11 protein-coding genes and 1 pseudogene are annotated in these 14,383 nt (G+C 42.6%); 10 read left to right on the top strand and 2 right to left on the bottom strand.

Annotation, left to right across the window (positions count from 1 at the left end; genetic code table 11):
• Positions 1–31: 31 nt before the first annotated feature.
• Entirely contained in the window at positions 32–1,348 is a 1,317-nt protein-coding gene (locus ACRBG0_RS15225; RefSeq protein ID WP_431487719.1) for a TolC family protein, read from the bottom strand.
• 59 nt (positions 1,349–1,407) lie between these two features.
• Positions 1,408–2,025 (bottom strand): TetR/AcrR family transcriptional regulator, encoded by a 618-nt coding sequence (locus ACRBG0_RS15220; RefSeq protein ID WP_431487718.1) that lies wholly within the window; start codon positions 2,023–2,025, stop codon positions 1,408–1,410.
• Positions 2,026–2,538: 513 nt separating this feature from the next.
• Here ACRBG0_RS15220 and ACRBG0_RS15215 point away from each other — a divergent pair.
• The 10 genes and pseudogenes from ACRBG0_RS15215 (at position 2,539) to ACRBG0_RS15170 (ending at position 14,284) form a co-directional block, all read left to right on the top strand.
• Positions 2,539–2,907 carry a hypothetical protein gene (locus ACRBG0_RS15215; RefSeq protein ID WP_431487717.1) on the top strand — a complete coding sequence of 123 codons (369 nt, stop codon included), beginning with the start codon at positions 2,539–2,541 and terminating at the stop codon, positions 2,905–2,907.
• Positions 2,900–3,721: a hypothetical protein gene (locus ACRBG0_RS15210; protein WP_431487716.1), complete on the top strand. Its 822-nt coding sequence runs from the start codon at positions 2,900–2,902 to the stop codon at positions 3,719–3,721. The genes ACRBG0_RS15215 and ACRBG0_RS15210 overlap by 8 nt, the downstream gene beginning before the upstream one ends.
• Positions 3,721–5,471, top strand: a pseudogene (locus ACRBG0_RS15205) (KGGVGR-motif variant AAA ATPase); the annotation flags it as partial. The gene ACRBG0_RS15210 and the pseudogene ACRBG0_RS15205, both read left to right, overlap by 1 nt.
• A gap of 33 nt (positions 5,472–5,504) precedes the next feature.
• A complete protein-coding gene (locus ACRBG0_RS15200; protein ID WP_431487727.1) occupies positions 5,505–8,276 on the top strand; it encodes a tetratricopeptide repeat protein in 2,772 nt (923 codons plus the stop codon).
• 208 nt (positions 8,277–8,484) lie between these two features.
• Entirely contained in the window at positions 8,485–8,802 is a 318-nt protein-coding gene (locus tag ACRBG0_RS15195) for a transposase (RefSeq protein WP_431487715.1), read from the top strand.
• Positions 8,803–8,834: 32 nt separating this feature from the next.
• Complete coding sequence (locus ACRBG0_RS15190; protein WP_431487714.1) at positions 8,835–9,083, top strand: IS3 family transposase; 249 nt, start codon at positions 8,835–8,837, stop codon at positions 9,081–9,083.
• 140 nt (positions 9,084–9,223) lie between these two features.
• A complete protein-coding gene (locus tag ACRBG0_RS15185; RefSeq protein ID WP_431487726.1) occupies positions 9,224–9,358 on the top strand; it encodes an IS3 family transposase in 135 nt (44 codons plus the stop codon).
• A 64-nt stretch (positions 9,359–9,422) separates the two neighbouring features.
• Positions 9,423–10,190, top strand: coding sequence for a hypothetical protein (locus ACRBG0_RS15180; RefSeq protein WP_431487713.1), 768 nt, complete (start codon positions 9,423–9,425; stop codon positions 10,188–10,190).
• 871 nt (positions 10,191–11,061) lie between these two features.
• Positions 11,062–12,561, top strand: coding sequence for a hypothetical protein (locus ACRBG0_RS15175; protein WP_431487712.1), 1,500 nt, complete (start codon positions 11,062–11,064; stop codon positions 12,559–12,561).
• A gap of 61 nt (positions 12,562–12,622) precedes the next feature.
• Complete coding sequence (locus tag ACRBG0_RS15170; protein WP_431487711.1) at positions 12,623–14,284, top strand: glycoside hydrolase family 10 protein; 1,662 nt, start codon at positions 12,623–12,625, stop codon at positions 14,282–14,284.
• Positions 14,285–14,383: the final 99 nt, after the last annotated feature.

Here is a 14,383-nt window from a genome sequence, read left to right as displayed (position 1 = left end):
TGTTAGTATTGCGCAAAAAATAAATTGAGGCTTAGTTTTCGCCCAGTGCTTCTTCGAGCGCCACCTTGGCTTGCAGAACATCATAGATGGCCTGCAGACGATTGGTCTGAGAGGTGTAGAGCGCTTGTTCCGCTTGGTTGACTTCCAAACTGGAACCCACACCTTCCCGGTACTTCACCTGGGTGGTATCGTAGATGCGTTGCGCAAGCGCAAGGTTATCTTCTCTGTCTTTTAGTCGTTCCTGAGAGCTCAAGTAAGTAGCACGAGCATTTTCCACCTCCAGGTCAATAAGCCGTTGTACGGTTGAACGCTGTACTTGTACCTGCTGGCGAGTAATAGTTGCCCGATCGATTTGTGAACGTTTGAATCCACCATCGTAAATAGGAACATTCAAAGTAAGGCCTACAAAACCAGTAGGTGCCCAGAAACCACTTTTGAAATCATTGCCTTGGTACTGGTACTGATAACCTGCAAAGCCACGAAGGCTAGGAAGGTAACCGGTCTTAAAATTCTCGATATTGTAATCACTCAGCGCTATGGCCTGGTCCAGAAGGTTAATTTCCGGGCGACGGGTATAATTGACAGTCATCGTCAGCATTTCCGCGTTATCTTCCGCCAACATAGCTTCCATATCATCGCCGATTGTGAGCGCTTGCCCGGCAGGATAATTGATGGTAAACTTGAGCGCCCGCAAAGCATTCTCATACTGGCGATCCAAGGCATCACGTTCGGTCCGCAGATTAGCTAACGAAAGCGCCAGACGGTCAACATCCAACTGCTCAGCAAAACCAGCTTCGTAAATCTGCTGGGTTTCTTCATAGAGGTCTTCCAGGTTCGCCAAGTTCTTGTCCAGTTGCGCTAAATTGGATTGCAACAAAAGTACTGGCAAGTATACATCACGCACCTGTTGGCGTACCTGACGCTGGCGGTCTACCAACTCTAGTTGTGCATAGGTACGAGCAGCACGAGCAGCCTTAAGTGCGACGAAATAGGCCGCATCGAAGATCATTGCATCCAGATTGACGCCTGCTGTCAAGTTGTTTTTTAATACAAAAGAAACCTCCTGTGGCTCGCCCCCCGTAAACTCGGCAGGTAAAGGCACAACAGGTACTTCGAAATAACGCTGGTAGGTACCACTACCACTCACTTGTGGCAAACCAGTAGACTTACTTTGCAAAATTTGAGCTTCTGCATCCTGAACTTTCAATTGAGCATCCAGCATTTCCGGGCTGTTCGCCAGCGCATAATCGATCAATTGATCCATGCTCATCTCAGCAGATTGGCTCCAACCGGTTTGCAACATGGTCATCAGCGTGCAAAGGAGAACGACACGCAATGGGTGATTCATGAATTGTTAGTTATATAGTGGTATGCCTAAAACAAGCCACTTGATTGATAAAATGATTACTAAATTTTTTCTTCATCCTCATCCCCCAGGTATTCCCGCACAACTTGCATTCCTTTTTCTGATGCAACCCCGTGGATATGGTATACAAATAGTTGACTAACCAGATCCTCCAAGCGGTGCTCTTTTACCGAGAAGTATTCATTATGTGCTAAGCGAGTAGCCATGCCTACAAAAAATTTGGCAACCAAGGCCACTTTAGTACTCCGTCGATACAAGCCCTCTTCTATCCCCCTAGTCAGGTTTTCCTGAATAAAGTGAGTAAAAAAGGTCATGTGCAAATGATCCAGCTCTCGATGAACATCCTGGTAGTATTTTTCCAAATCATAGCGAGATGTTGGAGAAACCTTGCTTAACCGACTGATCATAAAACGTGCTACCTCTACCATCTCCTCAATCGCATTAGCAGATTTCTTCCGCATCACTTCAATCTCATGCCGTTCAACCAATGATCGTTCAACAAATATCTGCCGAATCAAATCCGACTTGTTTTCAACCTGCTGGTATAAAGTCTTTTTGGAAACGCCAAGTTCCCGGGCAATATCATCCATGCTCACACTACGTATGCCGTAGCGCATGAACAATTCCTCCGATTTCGTTATTATCTGCTGTTTTATCATGCTTTGATTAGCCGCTCTCCCCTATTGAGCTTGAGAATTTAACACTTTAGTGTTGTTGGGAATTCAAGCAATGGACTACTCTTTCCATCCGCAAAGAAACGCAGGAAACTTTAAAGTAGTTTAAAGTTTCCTGCGTTTTTTTACTAACAATTTCAAACCTTCGATAAATAAGCTCAGAATAGCGACAAGCAAAATAATCTACCGTATTTAGCCACAAGAGGGATACGAAAAAAGAGGGAGTATTTATGGTATTTGGGGCCGTGCCATTGTTCCTCGATACTAGGGTGCCTGCCGCTCTGCTCCAATGGATTATAGACTTGCTGTTCTTTGAGTTCAAAAGAATAGTGAGCCAACCACCAACCTCTTATAAATTGCGATAGTCATATTACCACAACATAGCATAGTCAGTTGTCTATCTTCCGATATTTTTGAACGGCCCTCTGGTTAAAAAGAATGAGGATTATTCATATTTTTACTAAAATTCAAAAAATCACCGGATAAATTCATTACATCATGAAGTTTAAATTCATTCAGTTAATTGAGCTTTCCTTCTATTTATTAGGATTATACTTGTGTTTAGTCTGGGCAAAATGGGTTACTCGTCCAAATTGGATTCAAGAAGACATTGAGCCCATTTATGCAACCTTAGGAGTAATTGGTATGATATGTGCCTTTATTTGGAGGTTCAAAAACACTGATGATAACAGCGGTATTATTAAACGTTTCAATAATATTGTAAGAGGCAATTGGATAAATTTGAAGGGAGATTTCCACGTCGGAAACATTGGAGAAAACACCGACAAAACGGAAGGTGAAAATAATGTGGTAGAAAATAATATTATTAACGCTAATAAATTCCGGGTAGGCGACAAAAATGAGTGATCAAAAAAATATTGTTAAGTATAATACAATACGTGTCACCGGTGACATGCAAGTTGGTGATATCTATAATTTCATCAATAAAGAAGCAGAAAATGCATTTGTGATAATTATTGTTGCAATGACTCAAGATGATTTCTCGACTTTACTCGATGAAAAAATGACCTCCTTTAAAATCGAAGAACGAAGAGTTTTGTATCAAAAGGACGAGTGTGATGATGACGAGGATTTAAAAGACTTCTATAATTCTTGTTTCAAAGATGTCGTTTCAAAAGATTACTATCATGATACTACATTAGAATGGAAGCCTTTTCGTGGAAAAAAACCATCCGCTCTAAATATTAATGAAATACTAACCAATATTTTTTCAAAACGAACGACTAAAGTACGATGCTTATATTTAGAAAGTGATCTCCCCCTCTCTAAACTAATTAAAGATGATCATGACATAGAAACATTTATTGATATAAGTGAAAAAGCAGTTTTAATATTTGATCCAATATCATTATCACATCAAGTACATAGGGAGTTCATTGAAGAAATTGGGAATATTCCAATTGGAGGCGTGATTTCGCCTACCTGTTCCTATTTACCAAAAAACATTCAGCATTTTTCGAAATTATTTTCAAAGCGGATAGTTTACAAATGGCATATAGATGCAAAAAAACCTGATGCTCCATTTTACTTTCAGGTTCCAGATAAAGATAATTTTCAAAAAAACATTTTAACTCTTTGTATGCAGTTAGGTCATAATATCCAAGTAGACATTTTCAAAGGAAGTAAAAACATCACTAACAATACAAGACATTTAGGATAATGATAGTTTCATTTTATTCATACAAAGGAGGGGTGGGAAGAACTCAACTTTTAGCTAATATCGCAAGTTGCCTTTGCTTTGAATTCCACCAGAAAGTTTTATTAATAGATTGGGATTTAGAAGCACCAGGTCTACCTTTCTTTTTTAATAACACAAACCCTGATCAAGATGGGTTAATTGATTTGTTTACAGATTATCTTCTTTTTGTAAAAGAATCATCAGACATTGACAAAAACACTATTCCATCTTTCAGTGAAAAATATATTCAGAAATGCCTTACATCAAATGAAGGCACTATAGATCTAGTTTCTGCTGGAAAAAAAACTGAATACACCCAAAAGTTATATGATTTTGACTGGAATGAATTCTACGACATTTATGATGGCAAGAACTATATTGAATGGTTAAAGGAAGGCTTAAAATCAAAGTATGATTACATTCTTATTGATAGTCGTACAGGTATTAGTAATTACAGTGGTATTCCTAATATACAAATGCCTGACATCAATGTTATGGTAGTTGCTCCTACTCAACAAAATTTTGAGGGTAGCTTGAGAATTGCTAAATCAATAAGGGAATCTGATTATGTTTCACAAGGATATAGAAAATCAATTATAATACCAATACTCTCAAGAATAGATCCTTTTATTATTGAAAGAGTTAATGAATGGACTCAAAAATTCAAAGACGACTTTGAGGAGTTGTACACGCCTCTGTTTAACATAATGGGTAAGTTCGGCGAGGCTTATTTAAAGAAGGACACATATATTAATGATACTTTTATAGAATATAACAGTGGCTTATCATTTGGGGAAAATTTACTTTTCCCAGTAGACAAAGCCAAAGAAAGTCCAGTCAAAGGATTCACTTCTAAAATCAGAAAAGTAGCAGAAATAATTTCAAATGTCAAAAAACCTGTTCTTTTTGATAACACAAAAAACAGTAACCTTACATATCATATAAATTCGACCGGTGAAATTTATTTTAAAGAAAGAGTATATGCAATTGACAGAGACCTTCAAAAAATTATTTTATTTCTTAGCATAAAAAAAACAGAAAGCCCTGAAAAATACACACTTAATTTAGGTTTAAAAAGTACCGAATCTAGGCTGAGTGTGCTAGGAGCAGTAGGTGAGAATCTTTTAAAAAAGGATATTAATATTTCTATAAGTAGAAATCTATTTGATGACATAACTGACTTTCAAAATTTTCGCCGTAGCCTCGATACCCAAATCTATTACCATGGTATTAGTACACCTTATAATAACAAAATTCATCCTTCCGAGACTAAAATAGCGAAACAGATTTTTCAAACTTTCTTTATAAAAGAAATAAAAAAAGCTTGCGCTGATTTCATCCGACTCCTCGAAGAACAACGCATCGACGAATTGCTGCTGGCCATTTCTGCCGACGATGACGCGATCATCAACGTGCCCTTTGAAATGGCCTTGCCCAAGCTATTTTCCGTCAAACTGGGCATAACCAAAAAGAGCCTCACCAGTAATCATTTTGGCCTCGTACGCACGAAAGCCAACTCGCTCGAAGCCTTCCGCATGCAAGGCAAGCACGCCACCGCCGCCCCACTGAAGATGCTGTTTATCACTGTACTCCCTGAAGACCTGGACGAACGGAGTAAAATGCTGCAAATCGAAGAAGAGCAAACCCGCCTCATTCAAGCCATTGGTGCCCTGGAAGCCACCGGCGACCAGCAACCGAAAATTGTGATCGAGTTTCTGGACAATGCCTCCCTNNGGACAAAACTCTCCGCGCCCGCCAACACGATATCGTACACATCAGTGGAACAAAGGCTTACCACACAAAGAAAAAAAAGGGAGCTCTCTATTTCGAAAACGAAGGCGGCGACGAAGAACAAGTCTCTGGTACAAGCTTGGCCGAAACGCTACGAGAGCACGCCTGCGTCAAACTCCTGATTTTGAGTGCCAGCGAAACGGCCATTGCCGGCAGCGAAGGCGGCGTGACGGAACAAGCAGCAGCCTACGGCCTGCCCAGCATCGTGGCCATGCGTTTTGCCGTGACCGACGAAGGAGCCAAGGTGTTTACCACCGAATTGTATACCCAGCTGGCCAAAGGCTTGTCACTCACCCGCGCCCTGGCCTACGCCCGCGAGGCACTGCACCGCGACATCGTGTTGCGCAGAGAAACAGCCCCACAAATTCTGCACATCGCCGAATGGTTTACACCCGTGGTATACCAGAATCAATGGGTAGGGCCTTTGATCGACAAAGCTCAGCCCTACCAGCTGCCCGAGTATTTTCACCCCCGCAGCAGCTTTCTCAAAACCAAGCAGTCGCGGCTGATTGGGGAAGGGTTTATTGGTCGCAAACGCTACCTGATCCAGCTGCGCCAAGCCTTCCGGGCGGGGCGGCACGTTTGTTTACACGGCCTAGGTGGCCTGGGTAAAACCACGTTAGCGGAAGCCTTTGCCCATAATTACGATAACCATAGCCATAGCATCATCATCTTCAGAAATGGCCATCAGATCAATGAGGCGCACATTCTGACCGACCTTGCCAAACGTTTTGCCAACGCTAAGCCGGAGTTGGCAGAGTCTGTGCAGCAGACAATAGACAACCCGAAAATACCTCCTCAGGACAAGCTCCAATTGCTGATCGACAACTACCTCCAAGGACGAAAAACCATATTGATCTTCGATAATGTAGAGGATGTACAAACCGAAGAGGGGGAGATTGGAAGCGAGTCTTTACTGACCTTTTTAAAGCACTTGTGTAAAAATACTCCTGTGAATTGCCACCTCCTGTTCACTACCCGCTACAAAATAGAGAATCTGGCAGAGGAGGTCGAACATCTTGCTCTAGACAAAATGAGTTATGCAGAGCAATACCGCCTGCTCAATTACTCCAAAGTACTTCGTAATATACCACTCATCCACCGAGAAGAGGTATACCGGCGTCTCGACGGCCACCCTCGAGGTTACGAGTACTTGGAGGCTTTACTGAAAAAGGAAAAGACCTTCCAATGGGCACTAGTCAACCAAGCCGAAGCCGACGTATTTGAAAGTCTTCTACTTGCAAAGGCTTATGAGTGCTTAACCAAGCAAGAAAAAGCCATTTTTCGAATCGCTTCTATTTTTATTACACGTACACCATTAACTGCTTTAGCGGCTGTAAGTGGTCAAGATGAAATAAGCTTAATTCCAGTTTTAGAAGCCTTACAAGACTGGTCATTATGCTTTTTCGAAAAAGAAAATCGCTTTGAAGTACATCGGTTAACACGAGAGTGGATGAAGCATAACATTATTCCTCCTACGGAAATAAAAGTTAGAGCCTTACAAGCAGGGGAATATTTCACAAGGCAATCTACATTGAATGACCAAATTTTAGCACGAGACTATTTCGAAATAGCCGAAGCCTGGGGACAGTTTGCTCAAACCTCTTTTACTATACAAAATCATTACCAACTCATCGGACTTTATCCGCAGGCTCTTGAATTAAATCAAACCGTATTAGAGAAAAATACAGAAGAGAAATTTATTTCTACAGCACTTTTCAACCAAGGAGTTATTTTGAAATTATTTGGTCAATATGACCAAGCATTAGCATTATATAAACAAGCCTTGACAATTGATAAAAAAATCGGTGACCGCAAAGGCGAGAGTGCTACTTTGAATAATTTAGCAACAATTGCTCATGCCAAGGGCGATTATGATACGGCCTTGCGTTTTTTGGAACAAAGCCTTACAATAACTCAAGAAATCGGCGACCGTAAAGGCGAAAGTGCTACCCTAAATAACTTAGGAACAACTGCTCACACTAAAGGTGATTATAATACTGCTTTAAATTATTTAGAACAATCCTTAGTAATTAAGCGACAAATTGGTGATCGCCAAGGGGAAGGCGTTATTTTAAATAATATAAGTCAAATCAATGACGCTAAGGGTGATTACGACAATGCTTTGCGATATTTAGAACAGAGTTTATCTATTAGACAACAAATTGGTGACAGGAAAGGAGAAGGCGCCACATTGAACAATATCAGCCAAATTTATAATGCCAAAGGTGAATACGATACTTCTTTAAGTTATTTAGAAAAAAGTTTAAAAATCCTGCAGCTAATCGGTGATAGGAAAGGTGAGGGGACCACTCTGAATAATTTAGCAACAACTGCCTATGCAAAAGGTGAATACGATAAGGCTTTGCAGTATTTAAACCAAAGTTTAAAGATCCAAAAACAAATCGGCGACCTGCAAGGCGAGGGGACCACTCTAAATAATATCAGTCAAATTTATAATGCCAAAGGCGAATACGACAAGGCTATACAAAATTTGGAACAAAGTTTGGAGATAACCCATCAAATTGGAGATATGCCAGGTATAGCAACTACATTAAACAACATGGGAGGACTGTATTTTGACCAAGCAAATTACGAAGATGCTATTCCTCTTTTAGTACAGGCTTACCAAATTAACCAACAAATTGGCTTACCTAATGCAGATGTTACAGCGAGGTACTTACAGGCAATCATCGAACACATTGGGGAGGCTAGATTTCAGGAGATTATATCAGGCACAGACTAGGATTTTTGGGATTTGAGGATTATGGGATTTGGTGGCTACAACTTTTAGGCACAGCGTCTTTTTTTGCCACAGAAACACAAATACACGAAATAGCACAGAAGGGTTTTTTAGTGCGTTTTAGTGGTTTAGTGGTTATGGACCTCGTCATAAAAAAGGACAGTTAAAAATGTCAGACTGATTATTATTTTTAATCATCAAAACATTATTTATGTCCAAGCTAAGAAAAAAATACACGAAGGCAGAGAAGCTGGAAATTGTTAAACTGTCGCTATCTGACGATGTCCAAGTTACTGATTTAGCAGAACGCTTCGGTGTAGTAGCGAATACTATTTACAACTGGCGTAGTCGATACTACAAAGAGCATGGTATTGCCAGTGGAGGTCAGGGTGTCAAGAAACTCAGTGAGGAAGAGCAACAAATCGCTGATCTTAAAAAGCAACTTCGTGAAGCCCACTTAGAGCGTGACATCTTAAAAAAGGCCATCAGCATCTTCTCCAAGAGCGACGGCAAATTTACCGGTTCATAAAGGAGCATACCGGTGAATTTCCCGTTGGGAAGATGTGTGAGGTTTTTAGTGTTAGCCATAGCGGCTATTACCGTTGGATCAAAGCGGATGGAGAGGAAGAGGATAAGCCTGATACGCTAGATGATACCATTCGTTCAAGTTTCCAAGCGAGTCGACATACTTATGGGAGTCCGCGCATTGTACTAGACTTAAAACAGCAAGGAATTGAGGTATCGGCTTCAACGTTACGTTCAATGAGGATGCAAGTAGAGCAAGAACTGGAAATGCACCTCAGAACTTGAATATTATGCGCAAGATGGCGTTACAGCGAATTAAACAAGATGACTCAAAACTGAGTCAGAAAAAACGACGATTCAAGGCATCGTTGACTATCGATTATCTTAACCATCTACTCAATATCTGATTTTGGTGCGTTTGCCCTATTTTTAAATCGTATGAGCAATCCTACTCCGTCATCTTTGATTATATTGATGGCTGGTACAATACTCGTCGTATACATACTGTGATAGGAGGCATTGCTCCCGATCAGGTAATTTGCCAAAATCAGGCAGTCTGACATTTTTAACTGTCCTTTTTTATGACGAGGTCCACTACTACTTTCATCAACTTTAAACAACAGTATGGCAATTTTAGAAAAAGCAATCGACTACGTCGTCGGAATCGTTACCGAAAATGAGGAGGTGAAGAAATTCCCCAAGGATTTTGTCACGGCATCTATGCAATGGATACGGACTTGGTTTTTGATCGATGACCCTAAGACGGAAGCCAAGCTCACCGACCCCAAGCGGAGCGAGGAGAGCAAAAAGACCCTCGTGGAGTCGAAGCTGGAGGACTTGAATGAGAACCCACAGTTTGTAAAAGAGCTGACCGAGCGGCTCGCCGCCTTTGAGCAGCAACGTGCCCGCATCAAAAATGTGGTAACTGATTCGGATATCAAGGTAGATGGCAGTGTCCATATCGGCGATCAAGGCAACTCCTCTGGCGATAACTATGATGAGAAGAACATCATCAAAGGCAGTACCATCACTGCCGGAGGTGATTTCCGTGTGGGGGACGATGTCATTACCGGCAATCAAAATGTGCAGATCGTCCACAATTATTTGGGTGGTAATAAAAAGCAGGTAAAGGCTGCTGCGGGTACGGATATAAAATCGGAGCTAAAAGCCCTGCTGGCTAAAGAGAAAGCTGGCGAAGTCATAGAACGCCTCTTGGACCTGACCGAAGGCCAAGACGATTCGTTGAATAACAGTGTATTGTTGACTTCTGCTCGCCTTAATCGTATCAATAAGAAGGAACACGATGGGGTTATCAGCAGCTCAGATGCAAATGTGGAGCGCAATAAAATCAATAGTGCCTTAACGAGCTTTGTTGATGATTTGGAGGTGTAAAATAGTGCGGGGTGCGGTTTTCTGTGCGGAGTGCGGTGGGTGCTTGGTGCAAGACACACTTTTGGTGCGGCGTGCGAGGTGCGGCCTGAATGTACAATCGCACTGGTACGATTAGGGTGCGGTTTTCTGTGCGAGGTGCGGAGTGCGGTGAGTGCGAAAGCTAGGGTACGGTACGCTAAATACTTCCGAACTCCCACTTTCGACTTCCGACTTTGAGTGCGGGGTATGGGGTCAAATTTTGGGTTTCGTTCCTTCTGGCGGTTCAGGGCTTGTCCTCCTCCGTCCTCGCGGACACCTCCTCCGAAGGAGGACAAGTAGGTTGCTTAGGGGTGGATCGAATTTTGACGGTATTTAGCACCTGCCAATGCTTCCTCACATCTTACAAAATAGGAGCGCAAGGTAGCGCCTGAAGCTCGGCGGACGGAGGAGCAGGACAAAGGATAGACGGAAGCGCAGCGACCAGATAGCCTGGTGCCGAGGAACGAAGGCATGGCCCCAAAGCAACAATTAAGAACACCTACCGTATACCAAAAGCGGCATTGATCGATGACCAATGCCGCTGAAAATTTTTAGGCACAAACCGGAGTCTGTTAGGCTTTCAATAAGCTACCCGATGTGGAATGGGATTTACTTAGTTTTTGTGCTTACCAATCTACCCTGAACTCCATGAACAATAACAAGCGCCAATTTTAGAAACGATTTATAGTGTTTCCCAATAGGCTGATACAAAAGTGAAGTAAAAATCACGAATAATAACGTACCTTTATTCATATTTCTGGAACAGAAAAAACACCAACTGATCTACAACTCACTCTTTATCAGTTTTTTAATATAAAAATACACCTCGTTTTCTGAATTATATTATTTCTTTATGCAAGACAGTAAACTCATAAAAAACATCAGCGACCTGCCTGCCAAGGCTCGCCAGCGATTTAAAGTCTATGTTAATTCTCCTTATTTCAATCAACACGAGAAGACCATAGTACTACTAGATTACATTTATAAATACCTAGGCACCAACAAAAAGAAACTTGCCAGAGAAGTTGTTTTCAAGAAGCTTTTTCCAGGAGAGACCTATTCAGAGCAGTTGCTCTTCAATACCATGTCTAGCCTTAAAAAATTACTCCACGGATTTTTGGCACAACAACGCTACGAAGAACAGGATTTTGTTGAAGACTTATTTCTGCTGGAGTCCACCTATTATAATAATCAATTTGATCTACTCAAAAACAGAGCGAAACAACTGGATCGAAAGATGAACAAGCATCCCTACCAGGATGCCCAGCATTATTATACGCAGTTCAAGTATCTTAATGTAATGGCCTATTACAAAAACCAGCACGAAGATCGTAATAAGGCCAACCTGCTCCAACAGCTCACCGACAAGCTAGACCGCTATTTCATGTTGGAAAAGCTGCGCCATAGCTGCCAGTTGACAGCACATGAAATTCTCAGTAACTCTCAATTTGACTACAGTTTTCTTGACGAATTAATCACCTACTATCTAAAGGAGAAGGATCGCTTTGAAGAAGACACTTCTATTCACCTGTACTATACCATCCTCATGAGTTTGCGGGATGATGATAATCCGGCCTACTACCAAGACCTAAAGCTGTTGTTACAAGAACAAGTTCACCGTTTCAGCCCTCACGAGCAGCGAGATTTGTACTCTTACGCTAATAACTACTGTGTGCGCCAGATCAACAAAGGGGCGCAAAATTTCCAAAAGGAACTTTTTGAGCTTTATCAGGCAGGTTTATCCAATGAGTTGATCTTTACCAATGGGTTACTCAACGAATGGAACTATAAAAACATTACTGTACTGGGTTGTATTTTAGGAGAATTTGAGTGGACGGAATACTTTCTGGAAAATTATAAGGAGCGGCTGCCTGAAAAGCCACGTGAAAACTCTTACAACTACAATATGGCGCACCTCAATTATTCCAAACAGCGCTATAACGAGGCCCTCGACCACTTGCTACTGGTGCGCTTTTCCGACGTCACCTATCACCTCAACTACAACAACCTGTTGCTCGCCACCTACTACGCGCTTGGTGATACAGAAGCACTGATGTCGCTGATTGACACCTTCCGAATTTATGTCATCCGGAACCGAAAGATGACCAACAACCGTAAAAAACACTACACCAACTTTTTGCGTTTTGCGAAAAAAATAACGATAGCCAAGCAACAACCTCGCTCTTATGGCGGGCCCAGCAAGGAAGAAAAGTTTGCTCAGCTTTATTTGCAAATCAAACAATCTACAAATATTGTTAACCGTTATTGGCTCGAGAATACCTGCCGTAGTGAGGCCGGTGAAACATTGGAGCAGCTTTTGGCAGAGGAAAATGCAGATAGCTCGGCGGAATAATATCCGCAATAGCGCTTACCTTTGACCTTGGTATTTACTTCAGAACACCACAAACATCATCATGTACCTGTTCACCCGTACCTTTATACTTTTTACTTTCTTTTCATTTTTATTCTCCGCCGTGGGTTCTTCTCAGAACCTTAAATACCAGCCGGTAAAAGCCCCGAAACGGGAACTTCGTGCTGCGTGGATCGCCTCTGTGGTGAACATCGACTACCCCAAGTCGCCATCGACCAATCCCATTGCGCTGAAAGAGCAATACCGCAACCTGCTGGACCAATTGGAACAGGTGGGAATGAACGCTGTAATTGTGCAGATCAGGCCAGCCGGTGATGCGCTATACCCTAGTGCCTACGCACCTTGGTCGGCCTACCTGACCGGGCGGCAGGGCGCTCCACCCAAAGAGGATTTTGACCCTCTAGCCTTCATGATTGAAGAAACAAGGTCTCGAGCCATGGAATTCCATGCGTGGATCAATCCTTTCCGGGCTTCCATGAATATGGATACAGCTAGCCTTCACCTTACGCACCCTGTCTTTCAGCACCCTGATTGGCTGGTGGCTTACGGAGGGAAGATGTATTTCAACCCTGGTGTCCCCGCTGTACGTAACCACTTGGTAGATGTCGTTGGCGAACTGGTAGACAACTACGACCTTGATGGCATCCATATTGATGATTATTTCTACCCCTACCCTGTAAAGGATACGCCATTCCCGGATAGCATGACTTTTAAGTTTTATGGCCAACCGTTTAAAGATATCAACGATTGGCGACGGAACAATACCGACCAATTGGTACAAGCCCTGCATCAGCGTATCAAATCGGTGCAGCCTAGCGTGCAATTAGGCGTAAGCCCCTTCGGCGTTTGGCGCAACAAAAGCGACGATGTCCCCGGAGGTTCAGCTACCCGAGCAGGCGTGACCTCTTACGACGATCTCTACGCCGATGTCCTTAACTGGATCAACAAAGGCTGGCTGGATTACATCATGCCACAAATTTACTGGAGCATTGGCTATGCACCCGCAGATCACGAAACGCTGGTACAATGGTGGAGTCAAAATAGCCGTGAGCTGCCGCTTTACATTGGTCATGCAGCTTATAAAGTGGGTGACAATGCTGTGGTAGAATGGCATGACCCCGCAGAGATCCCAAAGCAAATTGATCTAAATCGGCGCAACTTCCGAACCTTAGGGAGTGCCTATTTTAGTGCCAAATCCATCCAGGCCAATCCCCTGCGGCTAAAGGACAGCTTACGCACTTATTACAAACACCACGCTTTATGGCAGGAGCGTCCTGAGCTTGAATTACCCAAACTCGTCCCTAGCGACTTACGTCGTCCCAAATGGCGTAATGATGCTGTGCGCTTGCAATGGCGTCCGAGCAAAGGAAGAGACGGTGTTTTGCAGCAAGCCCACTATTACGTAGTTTATCGTTTTAACGGCCAGCAGCTTGGCGACTTTGAAGATCCCGCCAATATATTGGCCATCACTCCTCTTGGAGCAGAAAACCAGCGTAAAGTTGTGTTTTACGACAATGCCACCACTGTGGGAGAAACTTATACTTATGCTATCCGTACCGCCAATCGCGCCAATATAGAAAGCAACCCTGGTGGCGCTCGTTCTATCGAGCAAAAAACAGCTATCCGCATCAAACGACCACGCACAAAGAAGACCAAGGAACGGAAGGTGAGGACGAGAGTTCGGCGTAGGGATTTGAAAAATTAGGGAAAAAACGAGGGTTAGATGGTTAATGGTTGATGGTTTTGCCAGTGGTAACATACACCTCTGAATCCAGTATACTATACAGGTAGAACCAGCATTCAA

This window comes from Lewinella sp. (assembly GCF_050633125.1).
Lineage (GTDB): Bacteria > Bacteroidota > Bacteroidia > Chitinophagales > Saprospiraceae > Lewinella.
This window is presented reverse-complemented; position numbering and strand designations above follow the sequence as displayed.

Excerpts from the sequence above, each read along its gene's own strand:
- ACRBG0_RS15225 (WP_431487719.1), bottom strand. The coding sequence starts at position 1,348 with ATGAATCACCCATTGCGTGTCGTTCTCCTTTGCACGCTGATGACCATG.
- ACRBG0_RS15220 (WP_431487718.1), bottom strand. The coding sequence starts at position 2,025 with ATGATAAAACAGCAGATAATAACGAAATCGGAGGAATTGTTCATGCGC.
- ACRBG0_RS15215 (WP_431487717.1), top strand. The coding sequence starts at position 2,539 with ATGAAGTTTAAATTCATTCAGTTAATTGAGCTTTCCTTCTATTTATTA.
- ACRBG0_RS15210 (WP_431487716.1), top strand. The coding sequence starts at position 2,900 with ATGAGTGATCAAAAAAATATTGTTAAGTATAATACAATACGTGTCACC.
- ACRBG0_RS15195 (WP_431487715.1), top strand. The coding sequence starts at position 8,485 with ATGTCCAAGCTAAGAAAAAAATACACGAAGGCAGAGAAGCTGGAAATT.
- ACRBG0_RS15190 (WP_431487714.1), top strand. The coding sequence starts at position 8,835 with ATGTGTGAGGTTTTTAGTGTTAGCCATAGCGGCTATTACCGTTGGATC.
- ACRBG0_RS15180 (WP_431487713.1), top strand. The coding sequence starts at position 9,423 with ATGGCAATTTTAGAAAAAGCAATCGACTACGTCGTCGGAATCGTTACC.
- ACRBG0_RS15175 (WP_431487712.1), top strand. The coding sequence starts at position 11,062 with ATGCAAGACAGTAAACTCATAAAAAACATCAGCGACCTGCCTGCCAAG.
- ACRBG0_RS15170 (WP_431487711.1), top strand. The coding sequence starts at position 12,623 with ATGTACCTGTTCACCCGTACCTTTATACTTTTTACTTTCTTTTCATTT.